The organism is Pseudomonas solani, from assembly GCF_026072635.1.
GTDB classification, from domain to species: domain Bacteria; phylum Pseudomonadota; class Gammaproteobacteria; order Pseudomonadales; family Pseudomonadaceae; genus Metapseudomonas; species Metapseudomonas solani.
The window spans coordinates 5,766,470-5,783,299 of sequence record NZ_AP023081.1; the positions used below are offsets into that span (position 1 = coordinate 5,766,470).

Below are 16,830 nucleotides of genomic sequence, written 5' to 3' on the forward strand. Positions count from 1 at the left end.
ATGGGGAGGCCGCCAGGCGCGACACCCCCTTGCGGGCATTTTTTACGCGATGGACAGGCTCGTTCGTCTCGTCAACAGAAGCCAATTTTCAGGATGACTCCATGACCAGCACCCTCCGCTCCCAACGCATCAACCAGATCACCCACGCGCCCCACGCCGAGCTGGACCAGGCGGTGAAAGCCAACGACCCCTTCGCCAACCGCGAGAACTTCTCCCGCTTCGTGGTCGCCCAGTACCTGTTCCAGGCCGAGCTGCAGAGCCTGTACCAGGACGCCGCACTGGTGGAAGTCTTCCCCGACCTGCCCGCCCGCTGCCGTGCCGAGCAGGCGCGCCTGGACCTGGCCGACCTGGACACCGACGTACCCGCCCCGGTCGCCGGCGCCGTGCAGAACCCCAGCTTCGCCGAAGCCCTGGGCTGGCTGTTCGTTTCCGAAGGCTCCAAGCTCGGCGCCGCCTTCCTGATCAAACGCGTCGCCGCACTGGGCCTGACCGAAGAAGTCGGTGCCCGTCACCTGGGTGAGCCCGCCGGCGGCCGCGCCGAAGGCTGGAAAAGCTTCACCCGTACCCTCGACGGCCTGGAACTCAGCGCCGAACAGGAAGCCGATGTGGACAAGGGCGCCCTCGCCGCCTTCAACCGCTTCCGTGAGCTGCTGCAACACGCCTACACCAGTGCCGACACCCCCGCCTGAGTCCCTGGCCGGCGACCTCCCGGTCGCCGCGCCTGCTCCATCGCGTTCGCGCATCAGCCGCCTGCTCTTCGCCCTGCTGGCCTACACCAGCCTGGGCGTCGGCATGGTCGGCCTGGTGCTACCGGGCCTGCCCACCACCGAATTCGTCCTGCTCGCCGCCTGGGCCGCCTCGAAGAGTTCGCCGCGCCTGGCCAACTGGCTGGACAACCACCGCCTGTTCGGCCCCATCCTCAAGAACTGGCGTAACGGCCGCGCCATCGCCCGCCGTGCCAAGCTCGCCGCCAGCGCCTCGATGCTCCTGGCCCTGGTCATCATGCTCATCAGCCTGCCCCACGGCGCCTGGCTCTACCTGGTCATGGCCGGCATGCTGCTTGGCAACCTGTGGATCTGGTCGCGCCCGGACCGACGCTGACCCCTCTCGGCGTGGTTCCATAGCCGTCATCGTCGATTCGCACACGGCCTCCCCCTCAGCCACGGGGCTGAGCCAGCAGGCGCGGTTTCAGCCCGAGCGCCGATCATCCCTGCAGCCTGCCTGGCGACAGCAGCCGCCCCGGGGTACGACGCACCAGCACGGGCTCGGGTGAAACCCGCATGGCTTCGTGCCCACTCCCACCGCGTTGCCTGCCGAAGACGCCCCCTACGAGAGTCGAGTTGCGCCCCTGCGGTTTCGGCACCACAGTTCAGGCATGCGGGCCCCTCGACGGGCACGGACAATAAATAGAAGAACCTCCCATGCGATTGCTTTCTGCCTTCCTGATCCTGCTGCTCCCGGTGCTGGCACAGGCCGACACCCTGCGTGTGGACCTGCGCGACCGCCCGCCCGAGATGTGGAGCATCGACGGGCGCCCCACCGGCCCCCTGGTCAAGGTGCTGGAAGTGGCCGCCGAGCGCGCCGGGCTGCAACTGGAGTGGCGCTATGCGCCGTTCGCCCGCAGCCTGGCGGACCTGCGTGAAGGGCGCATCGACGTGGTGCCCCGGGTACTGCCCGACCCGGAGCGCGACCACTACCTGCACTACCTGCCGAGCATCGGCACCCAGGACAAGCAGATACTCTTCACCATCCGCCCCACCCAACGGGTGGAGCGTTACGAGGACCTGGCGCCCCTGCGCATCGGCGTCAAGCGCAGCACCCTGTACTTCCCGCGTTTCGACGCCGACACGGCCCTGCACAAGCAGCCGGCAGTGGACGACGACATCCTGGTGCGCATGTTCCGCGCCGGTCGCATCGACACCATCGCCGTCCTGGACAAGGCCGCCATCGACACGGCCTTTGAAAACATCCGTTTCAGCGACTACACCTACGCCGGGCTGCGCGAACCGATCCGCGTCGAAAACCGTTTCGCCGTCTCGAAGAAGCTCTACGAAAGCGACCGCGCGGCGATCTACGATCGCCTCGGTCGCGAACTGGAGGCCATGCGCCGCAATGGCGAGGTGGTGTCCATCTACCGCGAGCAAGGCGTCGAGCCCCCCACCCCCTGACCCCCACCGCGCCCGATGCACGCCGCCCCCGGCCGCGAGGTGGGACCCCGGGTGCGGCCATCTGCCCCCTGCATGCCCCGGAGCGCACCCTGTCACTGCAGCGTCAGTGACGGGCCTGAGCAAAAATCTGCCAGCATTTCGCCACTGATCCATACTCCGTCAGTCGCATCGCACGTGATCGGGGGAGTCATGGGCCAAAGCGCTGGGGGAGAGATCTTTCGTCGGGCATTCGAGTCGTCGTCGGTGGGGCTGGCCCTGCTGGAACTGGACGGCACCGTCCGCCACGTCAACCGAGCCTCGGAGGAACTGCTCGGGCGCTCCCGGCAGACCCTGATCGGCACGCCCCTGGACAGCCTGCTGCACCCCAGGGATCGCCAGGCACTGGGCGAGGCCCTTGACCGGGCACGTCGCCAGCACGACGACCTGTCCTGCGGCGAGATGCGCTTCATCACCGCGTCCGGCGAGCATCGCTGGCTGCACCTGGGCTTGAGCATGGTCGAGGACGGTCGCAGCCAGCCCACCCATTACCTGGTGCGCCTGCAACCCCTTGCCGGGCACCGGGAGCGGGCCGAGCAGACGCACCTGCTGAGCTTCGCCCTGGACTACACCGCCGATGGCGTCCTGCTGCTCGATGGCGAGCAGAACATCCGCTACCTGAACGAAGCCGCCTGCCAACTGATCGGCCAGCCGCGCCAACACCTCGTCGGGCAGCCGCTGGCACCGGTGCTGGCCCTGCTGACGGAGCAGTTCGCCGAACTGTTCGCCCGGGAGGATGGCCTGCAGGAAGCGTTGGACACCCAGCGCGTGCTCAGTTGCGAGCTGCACGTCCCGGGGGAGGATTTCCCCCGCTATGTGACGATGCAGTTCAACCGCTTCCGCTATGACCAGCGCCCCTACAGCCTCGTGCTGATGCACGACTTCACCGAGCGGCGGCGCATCGCCGACGCCCTGTTGCGCAACGAGCGGCAATTTCGCGCGCTGATCGAGAACACGCCCGACGCCATAGGCCGGCTGACCCCCGACTTCCGCCTGCTCTACGCCAACCCGGCCCTGGAAGCCCTGTGCCGCCTGCCTCTGGTGGAGGCCCGTGGCCGACCGGCACGGGAAGTCTTCGGCGACAACTCCCAGGTCGACATCATGAGCGACCTGGTGCGCGAGGTCGCCGCCACCGGCGAGTCCATGGAAGAGGAACTGATCCACGGCATCGACGGCCCCAGTGACCAGCAGATCCACTACCTCATGCAACTGGTGCCGGAGCGCAACGCCGAGGGCGAAGTGACCAGCGTCATCTCGGTGGCCCGCGACGTCAGCGGCATCCGCAAGGCGGAACGCCGCCTGGCCGCCAGCAACCGCCAGCTGCGCGAGCTGTCCAGCCGCCGGGAAAGCGCCCGCGAAGAGGAGCGCAAGCTGATCGCCCGGGAGATCCACGACGAACTGGGCCAGCACCTCACCGCCCTGCGCATGGGCATTTCCCTGCTGCGCCTGAAGTACGGCGAGCAGGCCGCGGGGCTCGGTGAGGACGTGGAGCGGCTCATGGCCCTGTGCGACCGCACCATCGGCGTGGTGCGCTTCATCGCCACCAGCCTGCGTCCGGCGGCGTTGAACATGGGGCTCTACCCGGCCCTGGAATGGCTGATCGACGAATTCCGCAGCCACCACACACAGATCACCCTCGAGCTGGTGGCCCACAGCGGCGCACCGGCCCTGGACGACAGCCAGGCCACCACCGCCTTCCGCATCGTCCAGGAGGCGCTGACCAACATCGCTCGCCATTCCGGTGCCAGCCGGGCGGTGGTCAGCCTGGAGCAGGTCGATGACCGCTACGTGCTGGACATCACCGACAACGGCCACGGCTTCGACCCGGCCAAGGTCGGCAAGCGCTCCCTGGGCCTGGCCGGCATGCGCGAGCGCGGCACCAGCCTGGGGGGCGAAGTGGTGATCTTCAGCCACCCCGGCCAGGGCACCACGGTGCAGGCCACCTTCCCCATCAACGAGCCTACGGAGACGGCATGACCCGCATCCTCATCGCCGACGACCACGCCATCATGCGCGGCGGCCTCAAGCAACTCATCGAGTTCGACACCCGCCTGCAGGTGGCGGCCGAAGCGGAGAACGGCGCCCAGGTGCTGGAGCAGTTGCGGCTGGGCGAGTTCGACCTGCTGCTGCTGGACATGAGCATGCCCGGCCTCAGCGGCGAGGACCTGATCAGCCGCGTGCACGGCCGCTACCCGCGCCTGCCGATCCTTGTACTGAGCATGCACAACGAGGCACAGATCGCCCAACGTGCCCTGCGCGCTGGCGCCAGCGGCTACCTGACCAAGGACCACAACCCGGAGACCCTGCTCGCCGCCATCCACCGGGTGGCCGATGGGGGGCGTTACCTGGACCCGCGCATCGCCGAACAGCTCGCCTTCGCCAGCAGCAGCCCCACGGACGATGCCGCCGCCCAACTCTCCGACCGCGAGTTCCAGATCCTCCGCCTGCTGGCCCAGGGCCTCAGCGTCAACCAGATCGCCGACCAGCTGGTGATCAGCAACAAGACCGTCAGCACCCACAAGACGAGGCTGATGGAGAAGATGGGCTTCACCTGCAACGCCGACATCATCAAATACGCCATGACCCACGGCCTGACGGCCTGAACCACAGGTCGCCACTCGATATTAGGGAGTGGCGCAACGCAGCCCCTCGGGAAATCCCTACAAAAAAGCAGGATGTCCCGATGCCATCACCGGGATAGGACGATAGGGCCGATGGCGCCCCGCGCTCATGCTGGACACACCCCCGCAAGGTATCGCCGCTGCGGGCCCCGTGTCCTCAAGGAGCGCGACCGTGACCAGCCCGAACCCCACTTCCAGCGTCCCCTGGCTGCCCATCGCCCTCTGCGGCGCCGGTTGCGCGCTGCTGTTCTGGACGGCCAGCCAGTTCCCCTCCCCGGCCTGGGCCCTGGCGGCCGTGGCGCCCACGCTGCTGCTCTGGGTCGTCCTTGCCCACCGTGGCGGCGCCCACGAACAGGCACTCAAGCAGGCCCGCGACGAGGCCCTGGCCGAAGGTACCCGGCTCGAGGCCGAGCGCCACGTGCAGGGCCTGCCGGAGCTGTGCGTCAGCATCGCGCCGATCTGGTCGGCGCAGATCGAATCCGCCCGCCACCAGACCCAGACCGCCATCGAAGCCCTCTCCGAGCGCTTCGCCCGCCTCGCCGGCCGCATCAGCGAAGCCGTTTCCAGCGGCATGCAGGCCGACAGCGATGCCCTGGTCGCCCTGCTGGCCCAGAGTGAGGTGGAACTCGAAGACATCGTCAGCCAGCTGCGCCTGGCGCTCTCCAGCAAGGAGAGCCTGCTGCAGGAGGTGGAGCGGCTGAACAGCTACACCGCCCAGCTGCGCACCATGGCCAAGGAAGTGGGCGATGTGGCCAAGCAGACCAACCTGCTGGCCCTCAACGCCGCCATCGAAGCCGCCCGCGCCGGTGAAGCCGGTCGCGGTTTCGCCGTGGTCGCCGACGAGGTGCGCAAGCTCTCCACCCTTTCCGAGGAAACCGGCAAGCGCATCGGCGACACCATCGAGACCGTCAGCGGGGCCATCGAGCGCACCCTGCAGGTCTCCAACGAACACGCCACCCGTGATGCCGGAACCCTGGAGAACGCCAGCCAGGTGATCCGCCAGGTGATCGCCCAGTTCCGCTCCGGCGCCACCCGCCTGGTGGAGCACGGCAACGCCCTGCGCGATGACAACGCCGCCGTCGGCGAGGAAATCTCCGAGGTGCTGGTCGCCCTGCAGTTCCAGGACCGGGTCAGCCAGATGCTCGGCCACATGCGCGACGACATCGGCCGCCTGGCCCAGCACCTGGAGCAGGACGACGCCCGCCACCTGGACGCCCGCTCCTGGCTAGACGAACTCTCCCGCACCTACACCACCCCCGAACAGCACGCCATCCACCACGGCCGCCAGGTCGGCTCGGGCAGCGCGGGCGCCAGCCATTCCGCTTCCGACATCACCTTCTTCTGAGGACCCATCATGGCCAAGACCATTCTCATCGTCGACGACTCCGCCTCCATCCGCCAGGTGGTGGGCATGACCTTGAAAACCGCCGGCTACGACGTGCTCGAAGGCGTCGACGGCAAGGACGCGCTGACCCAGCTCGACGGGCGCAAGGTCCACCTGATCATCAGCGACGTGAACATGCCGAACATGGACGGCATCACCTTCCTGAAGAACGTCAAGCAGCTGGCGGCCTACAAGTTCACCCCCGTGATCATGCTCACCACCGAGGCCGGCGACGCCAAGAAAGCCGAAGGCCAGGCCGCCGGGGCCAAGGCCTGGGTGGTCAAGCCCTTCCAGCCGGCGCAGATGCTCACCGCCGTTTCCAAACTGATCCTGCCCTGACCGGGAGACCGCCATGAGCACCCTTGAATCCCTCGATGGCAGCCGCCGCCTGGCCCTGGACAGCGCGCTGACCATCTACACCGCCGCCGACACCAAGCTGCTGCTGGCCAACGCCCTGCAAGGGGCCGTGGACCTGCACCTGGACCTCAGCGCCATCGAGGAAGTGGATTGCGCCGGCCTGCAGCTGCTGCTGGCGGCCTGCCAGGAAGCCCGCCGCCAGCACGTCCACCTCAGCCTCGAAGGGGCCAGCCCGGCCATGACCGAGATCCTGCAACTGAGTGGCCTGCGTGACCTGCTCCCCATCGGAGGGCTGCACTGATGAACCTCGACAGCGTGATCGGCACCTTCATCGCCGAAAGCCGGGAGCTGCTGCAGCAGATGGAAGACGCCCTGCTGCAGATCGAGCAATCGCCGGACGATCCTGAACTGATCAACGCCATCTTCCGCGCCGCCCACACCATCAAGGGGTCCTCCGGGCTGTTCGGCTTCGACTCCATCGTCGCCTTCACCCACGTGGCCGAAAGCGTGCTGGACCGCGTCCGTGCCGGCGAACTGCCGTTCAGTGCCGACCTCAGCGCCCTGATGCTGCTGGTGGGCGACCACATGGCCGGCCTGGTGGACCACCTCGCCGAGGGCCGCGACCTGGCCGAGCTGCCGGAGGTCATGGGCATCCACGAAGCCGAACTGGTTCAACGCCTCAGCCAGTACCTGAACGGCACCCCGGCCGCCGCTACCGAAGCGCCCTCCGAATGCGCAGCCGCGCCCAGCGAAGGCGTCGCCAGCCAGCACTGGCACCTGTCCCTGCGCTTCGGTGCCGACAGCCTGCGCGATGGCATGGACCCGGTCTCATTCCTGCGCTACCTGGCGACCTTCGGCGACCTGCTGCACATCGAGCCGGTGCTCGATCACCTGCCCACCTTCGACGCCCTCGACCCCGAAGCCTGCTACCTGGGCCTGGAAGTGGCCTTCACCACCGAAGCCGACCAGGCGGTGATCGAAGGCGCCTTCGACTTCGTCCGCGAAGAGGGCCGCATCCGCATCCTGCCGCCCGGCGCCCCCTTCGCCCGCTACGCCGAGCTGCTGGCCGAACAGACCGACGAAGGCGACGCCCAGCGCCAGCGCCTGCTGCGTTGCGGCACCCTGAGCGAGGCCGAACTGGCCAGCCTCGATACCCCGCCGGCCAACGACGCCCAGGCCGTTTCCAGCCCCGAGGCACCGGCCGCCGCCGAACCGGGCGAGACCGCCGCAGTTGGCAAGGCCCTCAAGGAAACCGCCCGCGCCAGCGGCGAGGCCAACCTGATCCGCGTCGACGCCGGCAAGCTGGACCAACTGATCAACCTGGTGGGCGAGCTGATCATCGCCGGCGCCAACACCCGCATGCTCGCCCAGGGCTGCGGCCTGGTGAACATGAGCGAGTCCGCCGAGACCCTCTCGCGCCTGGTGGAGGAAGTCCGCGACTCCGCCCTGACCCTGCGCATGGTGCAAATCGGCGCCACCTTCAACCGCTTCCAGCGGGTGGTGCGCGACGTCTCCAAGGAGCTGGGCAAGGACATCGTCCTGCACATCAGCGGCGGCGACACCGAGCTGGACAAGACGGTGGTGGAGAAGATCGGCGATCCCCTCACCCACCTGGTACGCAACGCCATGGACCACGGCATCGAGCCGGCCGAGCAGCGCAGCGCCAGCAGCAAGCCACTGCAGGGCGTGGTGCGCCTGAACGCCTACCACGAAGCCGGCGGCATCGTCATCGAAGTGAGCGACGACGGCGGCGGCCTCAACCCCGAGAAGATCCTCGCCAAGGCCGTACAGCGCGGCCTGGTCACCGAAGGCCAGCAGCTCTCGGACAAGGACACCTTCAACCTGATCTTCGAGCCCGGCTTCTCCACCGCCGAGCAGATCAGCAACCTCTCCGGCCGCGGTGTCGGCATGGACGTGGTCAAGCGCAACATCACCGCCCTGCGCGGCACGGTGGAGCTGGACAGCCAGCTCGGCGCCGGCACCTGCGTACGCATCCGCCTGCCGCTGACCCTGGCCATCATCGACGGTTTCCTGATCGGCGTCGGCAGCTCCAGCTACGTGGTGCCCCTGGACATGGTGGAGGAATGCATCGAGCTGCCCAGCAGCGACCTGGACGACCTCGACCAGCTGGACCTGCGCGGCGACGTGCTGCCCTTCATCCGCCTGCGCAACCTGTTCGAGGAAGCCAGCCTGCGGCCCCGCCGAGAGAACGTGGTGGTGGTCAGCTACGCCGGGGTCCGCGCCGGCCTGGTGGTGGACCAGCTCCACGGCGAGTTCCAGACCGTCATCAAGCCCCTCGGCAAGGTGTTCGGCCAGGTCCCGTCGCTCTCCGGCTTCACCATCCTCGGCAGCGGCGCGGTGGCGCTGATCCTCGACATCCCCGGCCTGCTCGCCCAGTTCGCGCAGCCTGGCCGCCACGGCGCCAACGGCGCCGCCCTCAGCCAACGGAGTAGCCTGCAATGAGTACCGCCAGCCTGCCCCTGCCGGAATTCGTCGACGACGAGCAACGCCAGTACCTGACCTTCCGGGTCGGCCGCGACCTGTTCGGCGTTGCCACCCGCTACGTGCGGGAAATCCTCGAGTTCCACGCCATCACCCAGGTGCCGATGATGCCGCCGCTGGTGCGCGGGGTGATCAACCTGCGCGGCGCCGTGGTGCCGATCATCGACCTCGCCGAGCGCTTCGGCCTCGGCAGCACCGAACTGGGCACCCGCACCTGCATCGTCATCGTCGAGCTGCAGGACGGTGACGAGGCCCAGCTGATGGGCGCCCTGGTGGACGCCGTCACCGCCGTCGCCGAGATCGAGCCGCGCGCCCTGCGCCAGGCCCCTGCCTTCGGCAGCCGCGTACCCCCGGAATACATCGAAGACCTCGCCCGTGTGGACGAACGCTTCCTCACCCTGCTGCGCATGGAGCAGGTGCTGAACGTCGACCAGATCGCCGCGCTGGCTGGCCAGCGCAACACCCCCCGACTGTCCCTCGTCTGATTGCGCAGACGCGCACAGGAGTCCTGAAAATGACCATCAGCAAGAAAATGATCCTCCTGGTGATGTCCGCCCTGCTCGGCATCCTCCTGCTCTCGGGGGTCGCCTATCAGCAGATGAACCAGGTCTACACCGCCGCCAACTACGCCAACATCAACTCGGTGCCGAGCATCGTGGCGATCAACACCCTGCGAAATGCGCTCAACCAGCAGATCCAGCGGACCTACTCCCATATCCTCACCACCGACGAGGCCGCCATGAAGGAGTTGGACAAGGGCCTGCTCGACAACGAGGGCGCCATCCAGTCCGCCATCGAGGAGTACACCAAGCTGCTCTCCGACAGCGAAGACGAGCAACTGCTGGCCACTGACCGCAAGGCCATCGAGGCCTTCATCATCGGCGCGAACAAGGTGCTGACCCATTCCAGGGCCAATGAGAACGAGCTGGCCCGGGACGGCATGGTCGCGCTGCAGAGCCACGAGATCGCCACGCTCAACGAGGCCCTGAGCAAGCACCGTGACTACAACATCCGCATGGCCACCGAAGGCGGCCAACGGGCCGAAGCCACCCTCGGTCAGGCCACCCTGATCTCCATCGTGGTCTCTGCCGTCACCCTGTTGGTGATCGGCCTGATCGGCGGGCTGGTCACTCGCAACCTGCTGCGCCAGCTGGGTGGCGAACCGGCCTACGCCGTGGACGTGGTCAGCCGCATCGCCGCCGGCGACCTGACCGCCACCGTCGAGACCAAGCCCGGCGACACCGGCAGCATGCTGGCGGCCATCAAGACCATGGTGGAGAAACTCAGCCAGATCATCGGCGAGGTGCGCAGCAACGCCGACTCGCTGACCAGCGCCTCGGAGCAGATCTCCGCCACCGCCCAGAGCATGAGCCAGGGCGCTTCCGAACAAGCCGCCTCGGTGGAGGAAACCAGCGCCTCGATGGAGCAGATGTCCGCCTCCATCGCGCAGAACACCGAGAACGCCAAGGTCACCGACGGCATGGCCGGCAAGGCCGCCCGTGAGGCCGACGAAGGCGGCCAGGCCGTGCGCGACACCGTGGCGGCCATGAAGACCATCGCCGAGAAGATCGGCATCGTCGACGACATCGCCTACCAGACCAACCTGCTGGCCCTCAACGCCGCCATCGAGGCCGCCCGCGCCGGCGAGCACGGCAAGGGCTTCGCGGTGGTGGCCGCCGAGGTGCGCAAGCTGGCCGAACGCAGCCAGGTGGCCGCTCTGGAGATCAGCGAAGTGGCCAAGAGCAGCGTCTCCCTGGCCGAGCGGGCCGGCACCCTGCTGGACCAGATGGTGCCCTCCATCGGCAAGACCTCCGACCTGGTGCAGGAGATCGCCGCCGCCTCGGAAGAGCAGACCACAGGCGTCAGCCAGATCAACACCGCGATGAACCAGCTCAGCGAGATCACCCAGCAGTCCGCCTCCTCCGCCGAGGAGCTGGCCGCCACCGCCGAGGAGATGAGCGGCCAGGCCGAGCAACTGCAGCAGCTGATGGACTTCTTCAAGGTCGCCAGCGCCGGCAAGGCCGGTCGTGACGCCAGTGCCAAGGGCAAGGCCGGTGCGGCCCGCAAGGCCTCCCTCAGGGTGGTGGAGGACCGTGACGACGCCTTCGACGACGCAGTGCCGGCCGGCTTCGTCCGCTTCCAGCACTGACCCGACCTTTCGATACCGTGACCGGGGCACCTGCCGGTGCCCCCAGGAGCGAAGCATGTCCAGCGTCTTCAGCCGCCCCGGCGACGCCGCCCAGCCGGATGCGCCCGAGCAGTACCTGACCTTCACCCTGGCCGACGAAGTGTTCGCCGTCGGCACCCGCAGCGTGCGCGAGATCATCGAGTACGGCCACCTGACCCCGGTGCCGATGATGCCGCCCTGCGTGCTGGGGGTGATCAACCTGCGCGGTGGCGTGGTGCCGATCATGGACCTGCGCCAGCGCCTCGGCGCCGGGCACACCGCCATCAGCCGGCGCAGCTGCATCGTCATCCTTGAGGTGGAACGCGACGACCTGCGCCAGGTGATGGGCATCCTCGTCGAGGCGGTCAACGCCGTGATCGAGATCGGCACACAGGACATCGAACCGGCCCCCCGCTTCGGCGCCCGCATCCGCACCGACTTCATCCACGGCATGGCCAAGCTCGACGGCCGCCTGGTGGTGCTGCTGGACATCGGCCAGGTGCTGTCCCTGGACGATCTGCAGCGCCTGGCCGACGTCGGCACCACCGCCGACCTGCAACAGTCGGCCTGACCGGGAGCCCACCATGACCGATCTCAGCCTCTCCAACCGCGAGTTCCAGCAGTTCCGCGGGATGATCCACGAGATCGCCGGCATCGCCATGTCGGAAGCCAAGCGCCAGCTCATCGCCGGCCGGCTCAGCAAGCGCCTGCGCCATTTCGGCCTGGGCTGCTACGGCGACTACTACCAGTTGCTGATGAAGGACAAGAGTGAGTTGCAGATCGCCGTCGACCTGCTGACCACCAACGAGACCTACTTCTTCCGCGAGCCCAAGCACTTCGAATTCCTGCGCGAGAAGCTGGGCACCGAGCTGCGCAGCGGCAGCGGCCCGCTGCGCATCTGGAGTGCCGCCTGCTCCAGCGGCGAGGAGCCCTACACCCTGGCCCTGCTGCTGGCTGACGCCGTCGCCGCCCGCCCCTGGGAGATCCTCGCCTCGGACATCAGCACCCGCATCCTCGACAAGGCCCGGGCCGGGCTCTACCCGCTGGAAGACGCCGAAGGCATCCCCGGCAACCTGCGCCAGCGCTTCTGCCTGCGGGGAACCGGGCGCAACGAAGGGCTGTTCACCCTGGACCCGGCCCTCAAGCGCCGCGTGCAGTTCCGCCAGATCAACCTCAACAACGCGCTGCCGGACGTGGGCGTGTTCGACGTGATCTTCCTGCGCAACGTGATGATCTACTTCGATGCCGACACCAAGCGCCAGGTGGTGCAGCGCCTCTGCGCACGCCTGCGCCCGGGCGGCTATTTCCTGGTCAGTCATTCGGAAAGCCTCAATGGCATCAGCGACGAGCTGCAATCGGTGCGCCCGTCGATCTACCGGAGGCCCCATGCGTAAGCCCCAGGGCGTCATCGAGGTGTTCCTGCAGCCGGGCGAGTTGTATTTCGGCGACCGCTACACCCGCTTGCGCACCCTGCTGGGCTCCTGCGTCTCCATCGTGCTCTGGCACCGCGAGGCGCTGCTGGGGGGCATGTGCCACTACATGCTGCCCACCTGCCGCCACCCGGGCCGCGAACCGGACGGGCGCTACGCCGACGAAGCCTTGCACCAGCTGCTGCAGGAGATCCGCGACAGCGGCACCCGCGCCACGGACTACCGGGTCAGCCTGTTCGGCGGTGGCAACATGTTCGGCAGCCGCGAGCGCCGGCACATCGGCCACAAGAACGTCGAGGCCGGCCTGGCCCTGCTGGCCGCCCACGGGCTCGCCTGCCACGCCCGCCACGTCGGCGGCGAGGGCTACCGCAACCTGATCTTCGACGTGTGGAGCGGCAACGTCGCGCTCCGCCACCCCAACCCGCAACAACTTGCCAGTCGGCGCTACGAGGCCTGCTCGCCATGAACAAGATCAAGGTGATGATCGTCGACGACTCCGCCGTCGTTCGGCAGGTACTGACCGGCAGCCTGTCCGGTCATAGCGGCATCGAGGTGATCGGGGCCGCCGCCGACCCGCTGTTCGCCCTGGAGCGGATGAACCGCAACTGGCCGGACGTGATCGTGCTGGACGTGGAGATGCCGCGCATGGACGGCATCTCCTTCCTGAAGAAGCTGATGGTGGAGCGACCCACGCCAGTGGTGATCTGCTCGACCCTGACCGAGAAAGGCGCGGCCACCACCATGGAGGCCCTGGCCGCCGGTGCTGTGGCCATCGTCACCAAGCCCCAGGGCAACCTGCGCCAGTTCCTCATCGAGGCCACCGAGGAGCTGGTGGGGGCCATCAAGGCCGCGTCACAGGCGCGCCTCAAGCGCTTGCTCGGCGCCCCCGCGTCCGCCACGCCGGCCGTGGCGCCCAAGCTCAGCGCCGACGCCATCCTGCCGGCCGGCGGGCCGGCCGCCATGACCCGCACCACCGAGCGCATCGTCGCCCTGGGCACCTCCACCGGCGGCACCCAGGCCCTGGAATACGTGCTTACCGCCCTGCCCCGGGTCTGCCCGGGCATCGTCATCGTCCAGCACATGCCGGAAAAATTCACCGCGGCCTTCGCCGCACGGCTGGACGGCCTCTGCCAGATCGAGGTGCGCGAGGCGCGCCACGGCGACCGGGTGATTCCCGGCCGCGCGCTGATTGCCCCCGGTGGCCGCCACATGCTGCTCAAGCGCAACGGCGCGCAATACGTGGTGGACATCGTCGACGGGCCGCCGGTGTCCCGCCACAAGCCCTCGGTGGATGTGCTATTCCGCTCCACGGCCCGCGCCGCCGGCGCCAACGCCACCGGCATCATCATGACCGGCATGGGCGATGACGGTGCCCGAGGCCTGCGGGAAATGTACGAAGCCGGCGCCTACACGTTGGGGCAGGACGAGGCCACCTGCGTGGTCTACGGCATGCCCAAGGAAGCCCGCAAGCTGGACGCGGTGCGACGGGAAATCCCCCTGGAGCAGATCCCGGCCCAGATTTTGAGGGGCGACCGCCCCTGAGTTCGTGGCCCGGCGATGCGCAGTCGGCGACTTCCCCACTCGGTCGCCGGTGCCGCTGGGCCCTTTGGAATCCGGGTGTGCGTGTAGCCCCCCACACGCCCGACGCCACCTTGGAGCGACGTGAAATGATCCTGTTCAGTGCAACCCTGAAAAACGAACTGGCCAGGTGCCAGGATGAACTGGCCACGGCACACGCCCTGCGCGACGCGCTGGACCGCTCCCAGGCCATCATCGAGTTCCTGCCCGACGGCACCATCGTCGCGGCCAACGACAACTTCCTGCGCACCATGGGCTACCGCCTGGACGAGATCTCCGGCCGGCACCACCGCCTGTTCTGCGAACCCGCGCTGGCCGACAGCGCCGAATACCGGCGCTTCTGGGAGCGGCTGGCCCAGGGCGAATTCATCCGCGAGCGTTTCCTGCGGCTGGACAAGCAGGGGCACGATGTGTGGCTGGAGGCCACCTACAACCCGGTACGCGACGCCAGCGGGCGGGTCACCAAGGTGATCAAGCTGGCCACCGACATCAGCGCCAACCTCATGCACGAACATGAGGAGGACGCGATCATCAATGCCCTCAACCGCTCCATGGCGGTCATCGAATTCAACCCGGCCGGCGAGGTGGTCGCCGCCAACGAGAACTTCCTCGCGGTGACGGGCTATCGCACGCAGGATGTCGTCGGCAAGCACCATCGGATCTTCTGTTCGAGGGAGGAAGCCGGCAACCCCGGCTACCAGCAGTTCTGGCAGCGCCTGAACCGGGGCGAGTACGTCAGCGGTCGCTTCGAACGGCGTAACAGCCACGGTGGCGTCATCTGGCTGGAGGCCAGCTACAACCCGGTCTTCGACACCCGCGGCAAGCTGTACAAGATCGTCAAGTTCGCCTCCGACATCACCATCGAGGTGCTCGAGCAGCAGGCCGAGTCCGAAGCGGCCCACGTGGCGTACGAGACCGCTCAGCAGACCGACGCCGAGGCCCAGGGTGGCGCAGAAGTGGTCAATCGCACCGTGGCGCTGGTCCAGGGCATCGCCGGGGAGCTGAACCATGCCGCCGAGCGGATCGGCGCCGTGAGCCAGCAGTCCGACGTGATCAACAGCATCGTACAGTCCATCCGTGGCATCGCCGACCAGACCAACCTGCTGGCCCTCAACGCCGCCATCGAAGCGGCGCGCGCCGGTGAGCAAGGCCGTGGCTTCGCGGTGGTGGCGGACGAGGTGCGCAACCTCGCCGCACGCACCGCACGGGCCACCGAGGAGATTGTCGAGGTGGTCAAGCGCAACCATGAGCTGGCCCAGGAAGCCGTCGGCAGCATGCGCGAGAGCTGCGAGAAGGTGGACCAGGGTGTACGCCTGGCCAACGAGGCGGGCCGGGCCATCCAGAGCATCCAGGAGGGAGCCCAGCGGGTCGTGGACACCATCCAGCGCTTCACCCGCACGCTGCGGGGCCACTGAGCAGGCCCGAGCCCCCCGGCACGGTCCAGGGGCCACCCGGCGGCACGCAGCATCGCTCTCGGGTACGAGGTGAAAACAGGAAGGGTTGTCGCTGGAAGGCAATCACCCGCCCAGACGGGCGGGTGATGCAGGCGGCGGGCTGGAGGGGCCTGCCGAGGGGTCAGGCCTTGGAGGCGCAGCTGGCCGGGGCCCAGTCACCCATGTCGGGGCTGTTGCACACATCGCTGACCATGGTCTGGCCACGGCTGGCGACTTTCTGGCTTTCGGCGCGCTTGGCTTCGGCCTGTTGCAGGGTGCGCTCGGTGCTCACCGCTTCCTTCGGCACGGCCTTGGCAGTGGCGGTGGTCTTCTTCGGCGGCGTGGTGGTCTTGGACGTGGTGGTCTTGGTGTTGGTCTTGGTCGTGGTCTTGGTGGTAGCCGGGGTGACCGGCGTCTCGGCAGCGACGACCTGGCTCACGTCCTTGCGCTCGACACCGACGGTCTGCAGGTCTTTCTCGTAGGCCTGGGTGTAGGTGTTGATGTTCTCGCCGGCACGGCCGTCGACGGCCGCCATCAGGGCGTTGGTTTCGTTCAGCCCGCTGACGATCTCGGCCAGGCGCAGGCGGCCTTCGGTCTCGCTGACGGTCTTGGCCTTGCGCGAGGCCTGCAGCGAGGCGAACTCGCGCTGGTAGCAGTTCTGCGCGGCGCTGGCGTACTGGATGCTGCGGTCGATCTCGCCGCTGCTGCGATCGATGTCGCTGGCGTAGGAGGCAATGCGCGCGTTGTCGTCGGCGATCTGCTGCTGACGGGCGCTGTAGTAACCCGCTGCGCCGCCTACCAGGGCACCGCCCGCTGCGCCGATCAGCGCGTTGCGGCCGGCGTGGTCACCGCCGGAAAGGCCACCCGCCAGGGCGCCGATCACGCCGCCGGCGATGGCACCGGTGGCGACCGACTGGGTCATCGCCTGGTCGGAGGCGCGCAGCTGGCTGACCGGCTGGTAGCACTGCGGGTAGTACTCGGCCTTGGTGCTGGCCGCGACCTTGGAGCTGGGGGAGCCCATCCCGGCGCAGCCGGTGAGCAGCACGCTGGTGCAGGTGACGGCGGTGAACAGTGCGGTGCGTACTGCGGAAAATGCGGGAATGTTACGTGGGGTTGCCATGGTCGATGCTCTCGTTCTTGAGTTTGTCTAACAA

17 protein-coding genes are annotated in these 16,830 nt (G+C 68.1%); 16 read left to right on the top strand and 1 reads right to left on the bottom strand.

Going from position 1 to position 16,830, the window contains the following annotated elements:
* The first annotated feature begins 101 nt into the window (after positions 1-101).
* The 16 genes from PSm6_RS26035 (at position 102) to PSm6_RS30310 (ending at position 15,658) form a co-directional block, all read left to right on the top strand.
* On the top strand, positions 102-689 hold the full coding sequence (locus PSm6_RS26035; RefSeq protein ID WP_021217477.1) for a biliverdin-producing heme oxygenase: 588 nt from the start codon (positions 102-104) through the stop codon (positions 687-689).
* Complete coding sequence (locus tag PSm6_RS26040; RefSeq protein WP_021217478.1) at positions 670-1,101, top strand: YbaN family protein; 432 nt, start codon at positions 670-672, stop codon at positions 1,099-1,101. The genes PSm6_RS26035 and PSm6_RS26040 overlap by 20 nt, the downstream gene beginning before the upstream one ends.
* 320 nt (positions 1,102-1,421) lie before the next feature.
* Complete coding sequence (locus tag PSm6_RS26045; RefSeq protein WP_021217479.1) at positions 1,422-2,168, top strand: substrate-binding periplasmic protein; 747 nt, start codon at positions 1,422-1,424, stop codon at positions 2,166-2,168.
* A gap of 189 nt (positions 2,169-2,357) precedes the next feature.
* Complete coding sequence (locus PSm6_RS26050) at positions 2,358-4,181, top strand: PAS domain-containing sensor histidine kinase (RefSeq protein ID WP_043247072.1); 1,824 nt, start codon at positions 2,358-2,360, stop codon at positions 4,179-4,181.
* On the top strand, positions 4,178-4,807 hold the full coding sequence (locus PSm6_RS26055; protein ID WP_021217481.1) for a response regulator: 630 nt from the start codon (positions 4,178-4,180) through the stop codon (positions 4,805-4,807). The genes PSm6_RS26050 and PSm6_RS26055 overlap by 4 nt, the downstream gene beginning before the upstream one ends.
* Positions 4,808-5,396: 589 nt before the next feature.
* On the top strand, positions 5,397-6,170 hold the full coding sequence (locus PSm6_RS30305) for a methyl-accepting chemotaxis protein (RefSeq protein ID WP_371877161.1): 774 nt from the start codon (positions 5,397-5,399) through the stop codon (positions 6,168-6,170).
* A gap of 9 nt (positions 6,171-6,179) precedes the next feature.
* Positions 6,180-6,548: a response regulator gene (locus PSm6_RS26065; RefSeq protein WP_021217483.1), complete on the top strand. Its 369-nt coding sequence runs from the start codon at positions 6,180-6,182 to the stop codon at positions 6,546-6,548.
* Between the two features lie 13 nt (positions 6,549-6,561).
* Complete coding sequence (locus PSm6_RS26070; protein ID WP_111264209.1) at positions 6,562-6,867, top strand: STAS domain-containing protein; 306 nt, start codon at positions 6,562-6,564, stop codon at positions 6,865-6,867.
* On the top strand, positions 6,867-9,029 hold the full coding sequence (locus tag PSm6_RS26075) for a chemotaxis protein CheA (protein WP_265168685.1): 2,163 nt from the start codon (positions 6,867-6,869) through the stop codon (positions 9,027-9,029). Before PSm6_RS26070 ends, PSm6_RS26075 begins: the two co-directional genes overlap by 1 nt.
* On the top strand, positions 9,026-9,553 hold the full coding sequence (locus PSm6_RS26080) for a chemotaxis protein CheW (protein WP_021217486.1): 528 nt from the start codon (positions 9,026-9,028) through the stop codon (positions 9,551-9,553). The genes PSm6_RS26075 and PSm6_RS26080 overlap by 4 nt, the downstream gene beginning before the upstream one ends.
* A gap of 29 nt (positions 9,554-9,582) precedes the next feature.
* Positions 9,583-11,217, top strand: coding sequence for a methyl-accepting chemotaxis protein (locus tag PSm6_RS26085; RefSeq protein WP_265168686.1), 1,635 nt, complete (start codon positions 9,583-9,585; stop codon positions 11,215-11,217).
* Positions 11,218-11,272: 55 nt separating this feature from the next.
* A complete protein-coding gene (locus tag PSm6_RS26090; protein WP_265168687.1) occupies positions 11,273-11,806 on the top strand; it encodes a chemotaxis protein CheW in 534 nt (177 codons plus the stop codon).
* A 13-nt stretch (positions 11,807-11,819) separates the two neighbouring features.
* A complete protein-coding gene (locus PSm6_RS26095; RefSeq protein ID WP_021217489.1) occupies positions 11,820-12,629 on the top strand; it encodes a CheR family methyltransferase in 810 nt (269 codons plus the stop codon).
* Complete coding sequence (locus PSm6_RS26100; RefSeq protein ID WP_111264215.1) at positions 12,622-13,131, top strand: chemotaxis protein CheD; 510 nt, start codon at positions 12,622-12,624, stop codon at positions 13,129-13,131. Before PSm6_RS26095 ends, PSm6_RS26100 begins: the two co-directional genes overlap by 8 nt.
* Entirely contained in the window at positions 13,128-14,207 is a 1,080-nt protein-coding gene (locus PSm6_RS26105) for a protein-glutamate methylesterase/protein-glutamine glutaminase (RefSeq protein ID WP_265168688.1), read from the top strand. The genes PSm6_RS26100 and PSm6_RS26105 overlap by 4 nt, the downstream gene beginning before the upstream one ends.
* Positions 14,208-14,332: 125 nt before the next feature.
* The gene (locus PSm6_RS30310) at positions 14,333-15,658 is read left to right on the top strand and encodes a methyl-accepting chemotaxis protein (protein WP_286672675.1); all 1,326 of its coding nucleotides are present in this window, start codon (positions 14,333-14,335) and stop codon (positions 15,656-15,658) included.
* Between the two features lie 160 nt (positions 15,659-15,818).
* Here PSm6_RS30310 and tagQ read toward each other — a convergent pair whose 3' ends face one another.
* Positions 15,819-16,796, bottom strand: coding sequence for a type VI secretion system-associated lipoprotein TagQ (tagQ, locus tag PSm6_RS26120; protein WP_021217493.1), 978 nt, complete (start codon positions 16,794-16,796; stop codon positions 15,819-15,821).
* Positions 16,797-16,830 lie beyond the last annotated feature (34 nt).

What these genes read in the sequence shown, in the direction of transcription:
- PSm6_RS26035 (WP_021217477.1), top strand. Translation starts at nt 102, where the DNA reads ATGACCAGCACCCTCCGCTCCCAACGCATCAACCAGATCACCCACGCG.
- PSm6_RS26045 (WP_021217479.1), top strand. Translation starts at nt 1,422, where the DNA reads ATGCGATTGCTTTCTGCCTTCCTGATCCTGCTGCTCCCGGTGCTGGCA.
- PSm6_RS26050 (WP_043247072.1), top strand. Translation starts at nt 2,358, where the DNA reads ATGGGCCAAAGCGCTGGGGGAGAGATCTTTCGTCGGGCATTCGAGTCG.
- PSm6_RS26055 (WP_021217481.1), top strand. Translation starts at nt 4,178, where the DNA reads ATGACCCGCATCCTCATCGCCGACGACCACGCCATCATGCGCGGCGGC.
- PSm6_RS30305 (WP_371877161.1), top strand. Translation starts at nt 5,397, where the DNA reads ATGCAGGCCGACAGCGATGCCCTGGTCGCCCTGCTGGCCCAGAGTGAG.
- PSm6_RS26065 (WP_021217483.1), top strand. Translation starts at nt 6,180, where the DNA reads ATGGCCAAGACCATTCTCATCGTCGACGACTCCGCCTCCATCCGCCAG.
- PSm6_RS26070 (WP_111264209.1), top strand. Translation starts at nt 6,562, where the DNA reads ATGAGCACCCTTGAATCCCTCGATGGCAGCCGCCGCCTGGCCCTGGAC.
- PSm6_RS26075 (WP_265168685.1), top strand. Translation starts at nt 6,867, where the DNA reads ATGAACCTCGACAGCGTGATCGGCACCTTCATCGCCGAAAGCCGGGAG.
- PSm6_RS26080 (WP_021217486.1), top strand. Translation starts at nt 9,026, where the DNA reads ATGAGTACCGCCAGCCTGCCCCTGCCGGAATTCGTCGACGACGAGCAA.
- PSm6_RS26085 (WP_265168686.1), top strand. Translation starts at nt 9,583, where the DNA reads ATGACCATCAGCAAGAAAATGATCCTCCTGGTGATGTCCGCCCTGCTC.
- PSm6_RS26090 (WP_265168687.1), top strand. Translation starts at nt 11,273, where the DNA reads ATGTCCAGCGTCTTCAGCCGCCCCGGCGACGCCGCCCAGCCGGATGCG.
- PSm6_RS26095 (WP_021217489.1), top strand. Translation starts at nt 11,820, where the DNA reads ATGACCGATCTCAGCCTCTCCAACCGCGAGTTCCAGCAGTTCCGCGGG.
- PSm6_RS26100 (WP_111264215.1), top strand. Translation starts at nt 12,622, where the DNA reads ATGCGTAAGCCCCAGGGCGTCATCGAGGTGTTCCTGCAGCCGGGCGAG.
- PSm6_RS26105 (WP_265168688.1), top strand. Translation starts at nt 13,128, where the DNA reads ATGAACAAGATCAAGGTGATGATCGTCGACGACTCCGCCGTCGTTCGG.
- PSm6_RS30310 (WP_286672675.1), top strand. Translation starts at nt 14,333, where the DNA reads ATGATCCTGTTCAGTGCAACCCTGAAAAACGAACTGGCCAGGTGCCAG.
- tagQ (WP_021217493.1), bottom strand. Translation starts at nt 16,796, where the DNA reads ATGGCAACCCCACGTAACATTCCCGCATTTTCCGCAGTACGCACCGCA.